The sequence below is a fragment of the Brevibacterium sp. ACRRH genome (assembly GCF_022346365.1).
GTDB lineage: Bacteria > Actinomycetota > Actinomycetes > Actinomycetales > Brevibacteriaceae > Brevibacterium > Brevibacterium paucivorans.
Window position 1 is genome coordinate 97,089 of sequence record NZ_JAKRMN010000009.1, and the last position, 12,793, is coordinate 109,881.

Annotated in this window: 11 protein-coding genes; 7 read left to right on the forward strand and 4 right to left on the reverse strand. The window is 60.4% G+C overall.

Annotated elements, in window-relative coordinates:
• Positions 1-4: 4 nt before the first annotated feature.
• Positions 5-2,236, reverse strand: coding sequence for a hypothetical protein (locus tag MHX53_RS09710; protein ID WP_239272527.1), 2,232 nt, complete (start codon positions 2,234-2,236; stop codon positions 5-7).
• 69 nt (positions 2,237-2,305) lie between these two features.
• Positions 2,306-3,607, reverse strand: coding sequence for a threonine ammonia-lyase IlvA (gene ilvA, locus MHX53_RS09715; RefSeq protein ID WP_239272529.1), 1,302 nt, complete (start codon positions 3,605-3,607; stop codon positions 2,306-2,308).
• Between the two features lie 55 nt (positions 3,608-3,662).
• Here ilvA and MHX53_RS09720 point away from each other — a divergent pair, with 55 nt between their 5' ends.
• Genes MHX53_RS09720 through MHX53_RS09730 form a run of 3 tightly spaced genes read left to right on the forward strand, consistent with a single transcriptional unit; the run spans position 3,663 to position 5,951 of the window.
• Positions 3,663-4,679, forward strand: a complete 1,017-nt coding sequence (locus tag MHX53_RS09720) for an NAD(P)H-quinone oxidoreductase (protein WP_239272531.1) — start codon at positions 3,663-3,665, stop codon at positions 4,677-4,679.
• Positions 4,676-5,362 carry a proteasome activator gene (locus tag MHX53_RS09725; protein WP_239272533.1) on the forward strand — a complete coding sequence of 229 codons (687 nt, stop codon included), beginning with the start codon at positions 4,676-4,678 and terminating at the stop codon, positions 5,360-5,362. The genes MHX53_RS09720 and MHX53_RS09725 overlap by 4 nt, the downstream gene beginning before the upstream one ends.
• Positions 5,363-5,366: 4 nt before the next feature.
• On the forward strand, positions 5,367-5,951 hold the full coding sequence (locus MHX53_RS09730; protein ID WP_239272535.1) for a hypothetical protein: 585 nt from the start codon (positions 5,367-5,369) through the stop codon (positions 5,949-5,951).
• Here the strand turns inward: MHX53_RS09730 and MHX53_RS09735 are convergent.
• Together MHX53_RS09735 and serS are read right to left on the reverse strand one after the other, a co-directional pair.
• A complete protein-coding gene (locus tag MHX53_RS09735) occupies positions 5,906-6,739 on the reverse strand; it encodes an HAD family hydrolase (protein WP_239272537.1) in 834 nt (277 codons plus the stop codon). The two genes, MHX53_RS09730 and MHX53_RS09735, sit on opposite strands and share 46 nt — an antisense overlap.
• A 25-nt stretch (positions 6,740-6,764) precedes the next feature.
• Positions 6,765-8,051 carry a serine--tRNA ligase gene (gene serS / locus MHX53_RS09740; RefSeq protein WP_239272539.1) on the reverse strand — a complete coding sequence of 429 codons (1,287 nt, stop codon included), beginning with the start codon at positions 8,049-8,051 and terminating at the stop codon, positions 6,765-6,767.
• A 91-nt stretch (positions 8,052-8,142) separates the two neighbouring features.
• Here serS and MHX53_RS09745 point away from each other — a divergent pair, with 91 nt between their 5' ends.
• From MHX53_RS09745 to MHX53_RS09760, 4 genes are all read left to right on the forward strand, one after another.
• Complete coding sequence (locus tag MHX53_RS09745; protein WP_239272541.1) at positions 8,143-9,276, forward strand: diacylglycerol kinase family protein; 1,134 nt, start codon at positions 8,143-8,145, stop codon at positions 9,274-9,276.
• Positions 9,277-9,408: 132 nt separating this feature from the next.
• Positions 9,409-9,870, forward strand: a complete 462-nt coding sequence (locus MHX53_RS09750; protein WP_239272543.1) for a MarR family transcriptional regulator — start codon at positions 9,409-9,411, stop codon at positions 9,868-9,870.
• A gap of 91 nt (positions 9,871-9,961) precedes the next feature.
• Positions 9,962-11,278, forward strand: coding sequence for an MFS transporter (locus MHX53_RS09755; RefSeq protein WP_239272544.1), 1,317 nt, complete (start codon positions 9,962-9,964; stop codon positions 11,276-11,278).
• A gap of 163 nt (positions 11,279-11,441) precedes the next feature.
• Positions 11,442-12,793: hypothetical protein (locus MHX53_RS09760; RefSeq protein WP_239272546.1), on the forward strand; the 1,352-nt coding region annotated here is incomplete at its 3' end.

The following is a 12,793-nucleotide window of genomic DNA, read 5'->3' on the forward strand; positions in this document are numbered from 1 at the left end:
GGAGCTAGCGCAAGGTGCGAGCGGATTTAGGCGCGAAGGGCGGCTCGATTTCTCCGTCCGTGTCGTCCACAGGGTCGTCCGCTGGATCATCGGCAGGGTCGAACGTTGCAGGAACCGCCGTGCTTTCGTCACCGGACGTGGGTGTAGCGGGTGTCTCGGAAGAAGGCCGAGGTGTCACTGCGCGAGAGCCACCCGCCCCTTGGGGCTCTGTGGTGGGTTCCACTGAATCCGCCACCTCGGCGGGCACAGTTTCCGCGGTTTCGGCCACGCCAGCTTTGCGCTTAGTGACACCGACTGCCACCTCGGCGTCCTGCACTTTCGTCTCAGCGTTGCTGGCAACTGGCGCCTCAATCCCGTGGCCGGCCTTCTTCGCGACCTGTGACGCTTCGACAAGTCTGTCGTTCTCCTGTCGCGCCTTGGCCGCAGCCGCCCGCGCGTGCGCAACCTTTTCTTCTTGTGCTTTTCGGTGTTCGGCTAGGCGTTCTTCAATTCCAGCGCGCGTCGCCTCGGTGGACGTGCGTGGGTTGAGACGTGCCGGTTCGGTAGCCACTTCAGTGTCGGTGGTCAGAAGGCGCCTGAGTTCGGACAGTGGCACGATCAGCCACGTGGGCCGGTTGCGCAACTCGCTCACGCCCTCAACGAGCAGGCGGTCAATGAGCATGGCCCGCAACACGGGGTCCTTCATGCTGAAATCGGCGCCGCCAACATGTGAGTACCCGGCCAAGAGAGCCTTTTGGGATTCGTGTGACCAGCGGGCTTCGGGCGCCCCGTCGACTTGAGCAATCAGGTCGTCGTCCACCAGTCCGGTCGCACCCAGGGTGCTGGGCGTGGCCTTGGGGTCAAGGGCTCCTGTGCGAGCCAAGAATGCGTACCCTGCCGCGTAGTCCAAACTACGCAACAGCGCCACTAGGTCGAATGTTGGTGGACGCAGTTCCGAAGTCTCCGAAAAGTTTGCAACCGTGTACCCGTGGACCGGTGCTTTCACCACGTGATTGAGGGTGAGCCCGCCGTGAATCCGTTGCAGGTTCCCCACTGATGACATGTCAGCCAATGCCCGTTTGTGGGCGCGCAGCTGCTTCTCTAGAGGCTTGAGTGCCAGCGTGGCGCGGGCCAGCGCCCAGTCCACGCGGTCGGACCACTTCTTGATCCAGTTCGCGGTAGGTTCGCCGGTGCCTTCAGCCTTGCCAAGTTCACGGCCCAGGTCTACGTGTAGGCTGGCAACCCGGCCACCGAGGTCGTGCGCTTGTCGCGCGTACCCCGTCGCCTCCGCAGCGTTCCGCGCCGCTCCTACGGCTTCGTTCCATGCGCTCACCGCGCTAGCTTCCGAACGGGTCAGCATAGCAACTGGAGCAGTGTGCGTGTGTAGGTCAGTGCCGTCGAACCACCGCGACGCCATCCACCCCAGAACGGGCGCAACGGCTTGTGATTCGGCGATCGTGAGCATGATGGGCAACCGCACTGATTCGGGCACGTCACTGATGTCGAGTGTCCTGAAAAACGTCAGCACGCTAGGGAATGCGTGGTCGTCGATCAGAACCGCGGTTTCACCCTTGCGCGAATTGTCGAACTTCAGCTGTGTGGTGGTGGCGCGGTGCCACAGCACCGAAATGTTCGTCAGGTCGTTAAAGTCGCGCCCGCCACGCCCCACGCGCAACGCAGTCAGCTGCGAGTGGTCGGAGTTCTCAAACTGGCTGTCAAAGGCCTCGCTGACACTCACCGGCTCCGCACTCAGGTCCGCGTCGGCACGCATCCCGGCGGCCGCCTCGGCCATGGGGTCCTTGTGTTCTTCGCCATCCTCAGAAGGCGTCCCGAGGTCGTCGAAAGCCGCCTCGCGCCCCAACGCGAAGCTGGCGTCACCGGTGGCCATGGCGGTAGCGGCGAAAAGAACGAAAACAGGGTCGGCGACCGCGTCGTATACGTAGCACGGCCCCAACATGAAGTCGTCGATCTGGCCAATAAGATGTTCGCGCAGAGGCCCTTCCTCGCGCGTGCGCAGGGTCAGCGGAACACTGATGCGGCGAACGTTGTCACCACTCCCAATTCCCACGACTGCGATCCAGCCCTGGACGGTCAGCGTTTCATCGTCCTGAAGCGGGAAGTCCAGCTCAAAGACCTGGGTGTCGGACATTGGGACGACGTCCGGTGTGCCGACCAGCTCAAAAGACGTCACTGGAAACCAGGCCTGGCGTGGCAACCATTGCGCAAGCAGACCTTCGAGTTCACTGCTCATCGCCATGAGCGAACCCTCTTCCTTGATATCGAACGATGACGGTCACGTCACCACTTTATCTGCCCTGGTATTCGATTAGACGAACATCCTGAACAGCGGCGAGTCCTGCGAAACGCGTTCGATTTCGAGCAGCGATTCGTCCATGCGTTCGAGGAGCCCCGTGAGGTCCTCAGCGCGACCCAAGGTGATGCCCACGAACGCGGGACCAATTTCGCGGTCGGATCGTTTCACGTACTCAAACATGGAGACGTCGTCGTCAGGGCCCAACACATTGTCCAAAAAGCGGCGCAGCGCCCCGGGTTCTTGTGGGAAGTTCACGATGAAGTAGTGCTGTAGCCCCTCCCACACCAGGGCACGTTCGAGCACTTCAGCGTAGCGGGACAGGTCATTGTTACCACCACTGATGACGCACACGACAGTTGATCCGGCTTCAATGGGCACGGGAACGTCGGAGTCAGCGGGGCCAATGGAGGCAGGCGAAATCGCCCCGGCGGGTTCAGCGATAATCCCGTCGACCTGGTACAGGTCCACCATCTCTTTTGCCACGCGGCCTTCGTCCACGGTGGTGATGGGCAGGCCGAGGTCGCGGACCATCGCGTACGTCAGGTCACCGGCCCGGCGTACCGCGGCACCGTCGGCGAAGGAGTCCACAGTGTCCAGTTGCACGGGCGCCCCGGTTGCGAGCGCCGCTGTCATGCACGCCGCCCCTGCCGGTTCGACGCCCACAACGCGTGTGTTTGGGGTGCGGTGGTGACAGTATTCGGCCATTCCAGCCAGCAGGCCACCACCGCCCACCGGGACCACCACGGTGTCCGGGGCAAAGCCCAGTTGGTCGGTGATTTCAGCGGAAATGGTGCCCTGACCGGCGATGGTGCGCGGGTCGTCGAACGCGGATACGACCAGCGCCCCCGAGGTGGCGGCGTGTTTCTTTGCAAGTTCTGAGGCGTCGTCGTAGGTGGAACCGGCTACCGTGATGGAGATCCGGTCGCCGCCGAAGTGACGGATCCGATCGATCTTCTGCCTAGGCGTGGTCTTAGGGACGAAGATGCGCCCTTCGACGCCCAGCGTGTTGCAGGCACGCGCGAATCCTTGCGCGTGGTTACCGGCGGATGCGCAGACCACGCCGTGTTCCCGCTCTTTCGCGTCGAGTTGCAGGAGGAAGTTGAACGCGCCTCGGATCTTGTAGGAGCGCACCGGCTGCAAGTCTTCGCGTTTGAGGTACACGGTGGCGCCGGTGAGGTCGGAGAGTCGTTCGGAAATGTGCAACGGGGAGGTGATGACGCAGTCAGCGATTCGCTTGGCGGCGTCTTCGATGTCAGACACGGTGGGTGGATTTGTCGTCTTCTGTCCCTCTACTAGCACTCCTCCATTGTGCATGAAAAAGGCGCGTTTGCCGGTCGCGTCCGCCAATCGTACAGGTAGGGTGGTTCGTATGCGCTCGATTACAGCTCCTCAGCCGGGCGGTCCAGACGCCCTGAAACTTTCCGATTCCCCCGTTCCTTCCGCCCAGCCTGGCGAGGTTGTTGTGAAGGTGGAGGCCGCTGGTGTGAACCGCGCCGATGTCCTCCAGCGCATGGGCTTTTACACTCCTCCCGCGGGCGCCACAGACATTCTGGGGCTCGAGGCGGCCGGGACCGTCCACCAGGTTGGTGACGGGGTTGAGGAGTGGCAGGTGGGTGACCGGGTGGCCGTGTTGCTCACCGGTGGCGGGTACGCGGAGTTCGTGCCGGTCCCAGCCGGGCAGGTTTTGCCTGTGCCTGAAGGGATGAGTTTTATAGAGGCGGCGGCCCTGCCCGAGGTGGTTGCCACCGTGTACTCCAACGTCGTCATGGCGGCGGGGTTGAGTAAGGGTGACTGGCTTTTGGTCCACGGGGGCGCGTCCGGGATTGGCACCATGGCCATCCAGATTGCGAAACAGGTGGGGGCGCGTGTAGCGGTAACAGTTGGCAGTGACGACCGGGCACGCAGGTGTGCTGATCTGGGCGCCGACGCGGTGATCAACTACCGCGAAGAAGACTTTGTTGAGCGGATTCGTGAGATCACAGGTGGCGGTGCAGGTGCGGACGGTTCTGCGGCTGCGCGTGTTCCGGGCGCGGATGTCATTTTGGACATTATTGGAGCCAAGTATCTGGAGCGCAACATTCAGGCGCTTTCGGCTGACGGCCGTTTGGTCATCATTGGCATGCAGGGCGGAACCAAGGCCCAGATTAACCTTGGTGACCTGCTCCCCTTGCGGCGTTCGGTCATGGGGACCACACTGCGCGCGCGTCCCGATGAACAAAAAGCCCATATTGTTTCTGAGGTGCGCAAACACGTGTGGCCGGCGGTGGCCAGTGGCAAGATTCGCCCCATTGTGGATCGCGTGTTTGCGCTTGATGACTGTGTGCAGGCGCACAAACACATGGACCAGCCACACTTTGGCAAGATCGTTTTGGAGGTAAACCCGTGAGCGAGCACCCTGAACAGCAGGACTACCCGGACATCGAACTACCGGATATCCCCGAAGACGAGGAACAGGCGATCCTTCCGGACCTCACGACAGCCGAGGCGGGAGAACAGCCGGAACCACCTCGGGACGATGAAGGTGAGGCGGTAGCCGAGCCGGGCGAAGCCCAAGGTGACACCACTGACGAGACCGCGCAACCCGACGATGCCGGGGACGCGGACAGCGCTGGCGAAGCTGACGGCGACGAAAACGACAGCGACAGCAAGGACGCTGACGACAAGAAGGACGAGCCGGACATTACGAACCCGGGCAAGCTCGTGCGCTTGGGGCACATGCACGCGAAAATCTTGGAGGAGCTCAAGTCGGCGGAAACCGACCCGGCCGGGCGCAAACGCTTGGCACAGATCCACGAGAACACGATCGAGGCGATGAAAGAAGCGCTCGGGCAGGATCTTGAGGACGAGTTCTTGAGTTTCACACCTAGGTTGTCGTCCTATTCGACGCCAAGCCACAGCGAACTGCTGGTAGCGCAAGCGGGCCTGGTGGGGTGGATCGAGGGGTTGCTCCAGTCGATCCAGACCGCGATCATGGCGCGTCAGGCGATGCACGACGACTCGCCTGCAAACCCTGAACACCCGGCGAAGCACAACCCCGAAGGCGCTTACGGCCCGGGCAACTACCTGTAATCGCGTGGGCTTTGCCAAGTTTTTCCAGGGGTTGCGGAAGAAGGAACCGCAACCCGACAACCTGTACGGAACGGGTGTCTGGCGGCAACACCGTGACCGGTTCAACCGTGCGGTGGACCGGTTTTTTGTCACCGCGAGCCGGTTGCATGAGGAGGTTCACGCGGGCGCGGGCACCCAAGAGGCGCACGTACGGGCCACTGAACAGCTGGCCGCGCTCACGCACACGCTGAACCAGGTGGCGCACAAGGTGGACGACTGTGCGCGCACGCTTCACACGCACGTGCCCGTCAATGAGCAGACGATTCCCGCGCAGGTGCGCACACAGGTGGGTACGCTCCCGGAGCTTATGTCTCGCGCGGCCACCAAGGTCGCCGAGGCGGCCCAGGCTGCGGCGATGGTGCGCGCCCAGGTGCGGACGACCTCGGGCGGGGTAACTGAAAACAGCGAGACAGACGAAACCAGCCAGGCAGGTCCGGCCGAGGTGCCCGGGGTGAACGCGGCCCGCAGGTACGTCGACGACGCGGCCAGGTTGGCGGAGGAATGTCACCGCATAGCGGAGCGGATCGCGTCCTCTGACAGTTCGAAGTAATCCTGAAGCGCCGTGGCCAGACCGTCTTCCTCAACGGTCCCGGTGATGACCGTTCCCAGGTCTTTGAGCTTCTGGCCGGCCTGTCCCATGACGATCCCGTGAGCAACCCACTCCATCATTTCGTGGTCGTTGGTGCCGTCGCCTGCGCCCACGGTGTGTTGCTTGTCAATGCCCAGCATTTCTGCGACCCGGGCGAGTCCGCTAGCTTTGGAAACGCCTTCGGGGGCGATGTCCAACCAGTTGCTCCAGCCCACCGAATACGTAACGCCGTGTAGGCCGATCTTTTCGACCGCGTCTGCGAACTCTTCGCGCGACCCGTGCAGTTCACGTAACACGATGCGAGTTGCGCGCAGGGTTTTGAGTTCTGCGAACCGCACGATGTTGAGGTCGTCGCCGGCGGCCAGGTCACCAACGGGGAAATCTGCCGACGCCCAGCGCTCCAGGTTCGCGTCTTCCACCATGCACAGGGACGTGGGCAGGGCGTGGTTCATGCGGGTCAGGGCCGGGCCAGGGTTGAAGGTCTCCACGTGGACCAGTTCGTAGCCGTTGTCAGTGTCCGGGTTGAGGGAGGCGATGACGGCACCGTTGGACACCACGACGAATCCTTCAGTGAGGCCCAGCCTGTTCGCTACGTCGAGAGCACCAGAGAGCGAACGACCCGTGGAGATCACAATGTGGTGACCTTGCGCCCGGCAGGCCCGCACGACTCCGCGGACACGATCGGAAAGTTTGTCGTCATAGTCGACAATCGTGCCGTCGATGTCGAGCGCAATCAGGTGCGGTGTCACAAAGCCTCCTGGGGATGAGTGGGAACTAGAAAATTTCGCCGTCGGGGCCGTATGCCTTCATTCCACCCAGGTATGGCTGCAAGGCGGCGGGGATTGCGACAGAGCCATCGGCCTGCTGGTGGTTTTCCAGGATAGGGACCAGCCAGCGCGTGTTGGCCATGGTTCCGTTGAGTGTGGCCACGGGAATGGTCTGCCCTTCCGAGGTGCGCTCACGGATCTTGAGGCGACGCGCCTGGAACGTGGTGCAGTTCGAGGTTGAGGTGAGTTCACGGTACGTGTTCTGTGTTGGGACCCAGGCTTCGCAGTCGTACTTGCGAGCAGCGGAGTCACCCAAGTCACCGGCAGCGATGTCGATGACGCGGTAGGGCAGTTCGCACGCCTGCAGCATCTGTTCCTGTAGCGACAGCATGCGGAGGTGCTCGGCTTCGGCGTCGTCCTGGTGGACGTAGGCGAACATTTCCACTTTCTGGAACTGGTGGACGCGAATGATTCCCCGGGTGTCTTTGCCGTAGGAGCCGGCTTCGCGACGGTAGCAGGACGAAATGCCGCCGAACCGAATGGGCCCGTCTGACAGGTCGATGATTTCGTCCATGAAGTAGCCGGCCAACGGAACTTCAGAGGTTCCAACCAGGAACAGGTCGTCGGCTTCCAGGCGATACACTTCGTCGGCGTGTTCGCCCAGGAACCCGGTGCCACCCATGACCTCTGGTTTCACTAGGGTGGGCACAACCATGGGAGTGAACCCAGCACTCAGCGCGGTGTCCATAGCGAGGTTGAGGATCGCCATCTCCAAGCGCGCACCAAAACCGGTGAGGAAGTGGAAGCGGGAGCCGGAAACCTTGGCTCCGCGAGTGGTGTCGATGGCGTGGAGGCGTTCGCCGATTTCTAAGTGGTCGGCAGGCTCGAACCCGTCAGCGGAGAAGTCGCGGACAGTGCCTTCCCGGCGCAGTTCAACCGAATCTTCTTCGCCACCGGATGGCACGCCGTCGATGATGAGGTTGGGAAGCTTCATGAGGATGCGCTCAAAGTTCTGCTGAGCTTCATCGTTGTCAGCCTGCAGAGCTTTGACACGGTCCGACATCTCTTTAGCTTCAGCGACGAGCTTGGCTTTTGCGTCCTTGTCTTTTTCAGACGCGACCTTCTTGCCGAACGCTTTTTGCTGAGCACGGATCTCTTCAAATTCCGCAATCGCGGATCGGCGCGCTGAATCGGCTGCCAAAATCTGGTCGACGAGTTCGACACTGGCCCCACGCGCACGCTGTGAAGCTTTGAAAATTTCCGGGTTCTCTCTGAGCTGCACTAGATCGATCACGTCTTTAGCCTACCTGTTCAGCACATACGCCTGGTGACCACATCACAAAAGCCCAGGCAAGTACTCAGACAAGTCTGATGTACTAGCGACTATGACCCTCACTGCATGGATCGTTCTGGCTGTTGCTGTTGTTGTTGCGTTCGTCGTGGGCTACCTCGTAGGTGGCACGCGAAACAAAACCACCCACACCACACCCCAGGAGACTGGAGAGACCACACCGGCGACCACCTCGGCGGCGGAAACCCCGGACACCGCACCCCAGCCGCCACGGCGCAGGGCCGCCATCATTTACAACCCCACAAAAAACGAGATGGACACGTTGAAGTCCGTGGCCACGACCGTGTGCCGCAACGAAGGGTGGGACGAGCCGCTGTTCATTGAGACCACAAAGGATGACCCCGGAACGTCCATGGCGCATGAGGCGCGTGAAAAGGGCGCCGAGGTGGTGATCGCGGCCGGTGGCGACGGTACCGTGCGTGCGATCGCGGAGGCGTTGGCCGACACCGACGTCCCCATGGGCATCATTCCGATGGGAACGGGCAACCTGCTGGCGAGGAACCTGTCGATTCCACTCAACCGGTTCGAGTGGGCCATGCGTGTGGCCCTGTGGGGGCAGGATCGGGTGATTGATGCGGCGCGGTTGCGCACGTCGCCGGACGGTGAGGACACGCTGTTTACCGTGATGGCGGGGATCGGGTACGACGCCACGGTGATGTCGAATACCAGCGAAGATGCCAAGTCGCGCATGGGCTGGTGGGCGTACGTCCGGCAAGGATCGCGTCAGCTGTTGGGCAAGCCTACCGAGGTGCGCATCCAGTTTGATGACGGGGAAGAAGAGACCCGGAAGATTCGGTCCATCCTGGGTGGTAACTGCGGAAAAGTGCAGGGTGGAATTGAGCTGATTCCCGGTGCGGTGATCGATGACGGGCACTTGGACGTGCTGACGGTGACGCCACGCAATGTAGCGGAGTGGGTCAGCGTGGTCACGTCGATTGCTGGGCGTTCACGCAAGGGCATGCACGCCGATGTGACGAAGTGCGCTGCTGTGAAGGTGCGCGCGGAGAAGGAACTGGATGTGCAGGTCGACGGGGACGTGTTGGGCGAGACCGACTACCTGGAGTTGTCGGTTCTGCCAAACGCTTTGACGGTGCGCACGCCCAGCCCTGAGCAGGAGCGTCACATCAGGTTGGATTCGCTTTCGTTAGGCATGGCCCGACGGGACTAAAGGCATGGCCCGACAAGACTAAGTAGCGCTGGGCGTTCGATCTTCGAACGCCCAGCGTTTTGCTATTCACGTGCTTTGTCGTGTCAGCGACATCGATTGCACATTTACATAGCCCGCCTATATAGTGACGCTATGAATACTGGCCAGCAACCCACTGAACATGACCAGGAAACACTGGACAACCTCGCTTATGCCCTCGTCGCCAACAGCTGGAGTTTTCGACGCGCGTACGCTCGTGGGCTTGATGGACGACGCTCCCTTATCGCAATTCGCGTTCTTTCCAACCTGTCGCACGGCGGACCACTCCGCGTAGGTGAACTCGCTGCACGTGAGGCGGTCACACAACCCACGATGACCGGGATTGTCAACCGACTGGTGGCCGATCATCTCGTAGAACGTCGCACCGATGCCCACGATGCACGGGCAAGCGCGGTCACGCTCACGGATGCTGGTCGGAAAGAACTTGAGCAGGTTCGCACCGCAGCCGCACGATCCGTACGCCCCGCTCTCGAATCCCTCGACTCCGACGATCTCGAAACCCTTCAACGCGCAACAATCCTCCTCGGCAAACTTGGCGCCGCACTCGCCGAATAACGCACGCCACTCAAAAACCACGCCGCACTAGGCGCCACCCATTTCACACCTCGGCCGACAGCCAACCACTTCGATTGGAGACCACATTCATATGCCCACCACACCGCCCAACCCACAGAAGGCAGACGGCACTGAACTCCGCGACACAGAGACTCAACAGCAAGGAAAACAGTCGTCAATCTTCCACCAACCAATCGCGGTGTGGGCGATTGCCTTTGCCTGCATGGTGTCGTTTATGGGGATCGGCCTCGTCGACCCAATTCTTCCCGCGATCAGTCGAGAGCTGAACTCGACTCCCTCACAAACAATGCTCCTGTTTACGAGTTACCTACTCGTCACTTCCGCTGCAATGTTCTTCAGTGGATTTATTTCGAGTCGACTCGGAGTGAAACTCACACTGATCGCAGGGTTGGTCCTCATTGTGCTCTTCGCGACACTCGCCGGTACCGCAGGGAGCGTCGATATGATTATCGGATTCCGTGCTGGCTGGGGGCTTGGCAACGCGCTTTTTATTTCAACTGCGCTTGCTGCAATCGTTGGCGCCGCTTCGGGAGGCTCGGGCCAGGCGATCATTCTGTATGAGGCAGCGCTCGGGGTTGGTTTAGCAGTTGGGCCGCTTGCTGGAGGAGTTCTCGGTTCGATCTCGTGGCGAATGCCGTTCTTTGGCACAGCAGCCCTCATGGCAATTGGGCTCGTAGCGATTATTGTCCTTCTACCGCGCCCCACAGAATCCACTGCAAAAGCTTCCTTGTGGGCAGGGTTCTCAGCGCTTCGTCGCCCGCCGTTGCTCCTTTTGAGCGCCGTCTCCCTGTGTTACAACTTTGGGTTCTTCACACTGCTCGCTTACTCTCCCTACCCGCTTGAAGAAGCTGCAAAGAGCGCCGGAATTCAGTTTGGCGCACACGAACTTGGACTGGTTTTCTTTGGGTGGGGCCTTGCGCTTGCCATCACCTCGGTGCTCGCAGCTCCGCGCTTGACCCGCAGGTTCGGACTTATTCCGGTGCTCTCAATCACCTTTGCAATGCTTGCCGTGTGTCTCGTCACCATGACTTTCGGAGTTAAGAGCTTGCCAACACTTGCCAGCGCAGTCGTCGTGGCTGGGCTGTTCCTCGGCATTCTCAACACTTCCCTCACTGAGGCGGTCATGGAGGCGACCGACCTTCCGCGCAATATCGCAAGTTCAACCTACTCCGGCGTGCGATTCCTTGGCGGGGCTGTCGCGCCCCTCGTGACCGGCCCACTCGCAACAGCAGCAGGCGCGGGAGCACCGTACTGCATTGCAACGATCGCCGTACTGGGGTCAATGATCATTCTCGGCAGTGGACGCCGACTTCTTTCGCGCGTCAACCGCCCGCATGTCACCTCACAAGAAGAGGCCTCTGCTATTACGACAGGCGACGAGGTGTGACGCGCAATCATCGCCCTACAACTGTGCAGCCCAGACGCATGTAAATCCTCAGATATGACCAAAATGATCACAAGTTGCGCGGATCTCGTGGTGGGTAGATTCTAAGTGTGAGAAGTCACTTCAGACCCCTCGAATTAACTACTCATTGAACCTAAGGATTCGCATGAAGAAGCTCGTTCTTGCACCTGCCGTTGCTGTTGTTGCTGGTGCACTCGCATTCGCAGGCACCCCCGCCTTCGCCGCCCCCACCACCGAATGCTCCAACAACACGCTGAACGCTAAGCAGGGCGCACAATGCACCATCACGCTTGACGCCGACAAGGTTAGCGCTTCCACCAAGGCAGTTATCACCGTTTCGAACCTTCCTGCTGGAGCTAAGATCAAGTCAGTAGAAGCACTCAACAACGCTGACAGCAGCATCAAGCTGTACACCCGCGTTGACCAGCTCGCTAAAACACCGACGTTCGAGGTTTACGGTGTCGATGGCCTGACCGGTGGTGACAACGTCAAGAACCCTAACGGCGACTACACCGTCAACATCACTCTCGAAGACGGCACCAAGGTCAACGCCGGTGTTATTCGCTACATCGACAAAGACAACGCAGTAGCTGGCGACCCTGAACTGTCAGCTCAGTTCGACAAGTACCACGTTTCCTCCTTCCGCGCAGTCGGAATGTTGGCGTCCTACAAGAACCTCGAAGGAAACGAGGACTTCACCTGGGTTCTCAAGCACAAAGAGTCAGGAAAGACTTCAACTGGAACTTTCCACTCGAATCGTTTCTCAAAGGATGGTGGCACCTTCTACGCAAAGGTAGAAGGTGCTGACAAGATGTCCGACTCTGAGCTCATGGGTGCATACACGCTCACGGTGAAGGACAAATCCGGTAAGACCCTCGACACATCGCTCTCGTTCTCTGTGGTCACTGACCGCGAAGACGTGGGCACACCGCAGCCAAACAACCCTGAGCCTGGTGAGGGTGGCAAGCCTGAGCAAGAGGCCGCTAAGTACGGTCTGAAGGTTTCGCCTAAGGAAGTTACCCCTGGTGACTTCGTGAAGAAGGACAAGGGTGTTCAGCTTACTGTTACTGGTCTGAAGCCAAACGAGAAGTTCCGCTACTCGGTGTCTAAGAAAGACGGCGGTAAGGTAAAGACCCTCTTCAAAGAGGTACAGGCTAACAAGGATGGTGTCTGGTCCTTCACGGTTTACGGTCAGGAAAGTAGCAACGGGCTGTCCGGCTTCCTGGGATCCTACAAGGTCACCGTCAAGAGCGAAGAAGGCGTACTCACCGACAGCTTCAAAGTCACCAACACCCCTGGCAAGAAGGACAACGCACCGAAGCCAGAGAAGCCAAAGCCTGAAGAAGAGGCACCAAAGCCAAACAACCCTGAGCCTGGTGAGGGTGGCAAGCCTGAGCAAGAGGCCGCTAAGTACGGTCTGAAGGTTTCGCCTAAGGAAGTTACCCCTGGTGACTTCGTGAAGAAGGACAAGGGTGTTCAGCTTACTGTTACTGGTGT

What these genes read in the sequence shown, in the direction of transcription:
- MHX53_RS09710 (WP_239272527.1), bottom strand. Translation starts at nt 2,236, where the DNA reads ATGGCGATGAGCAGTGAACTCGAAGGTCTGCTTGCGCAATGGTTGCCA.
- ilvA (WP_239272529.1), bottom strand. Translation starts at nt 3,607, where the DNA reads ATGCACAATGGAGGAGTGCTAGTAGAGGGACAGAAGACGACAAATCCA.
- MHX53_RS09720 (WP_239272531.1), top strand. Translation starts at nt 3,663, where the DNA reads ATGCGCTCGATTACAGCTCCTCAGCCGGGCGGTCCAGACGCCCTGAAA.
- MHX53_RS09745 (WP_239272541.1), top strand. Translation starts at nt 8,143, where the DNA reads ATGACCCTCACTGCATGGATCGTTCTGGCTGTTGCTGTTGTTGTTGCG.
- MHX53_RS09750 (WP_239272543.1), top strand. Translation starts at nt 9,409, where the DNA reads ATGAATACTGGCCAGCAACCCACTGAACATGACCAGGAAACACTGGAC.
- MHX53_RS09755 (WP_239272544.1), top strand. Translation starts at nt 9,962, where the DNA reads ATGCCCACCACACCGCCCAACCCACAGAAGGCAGACGGCACTGAACTC.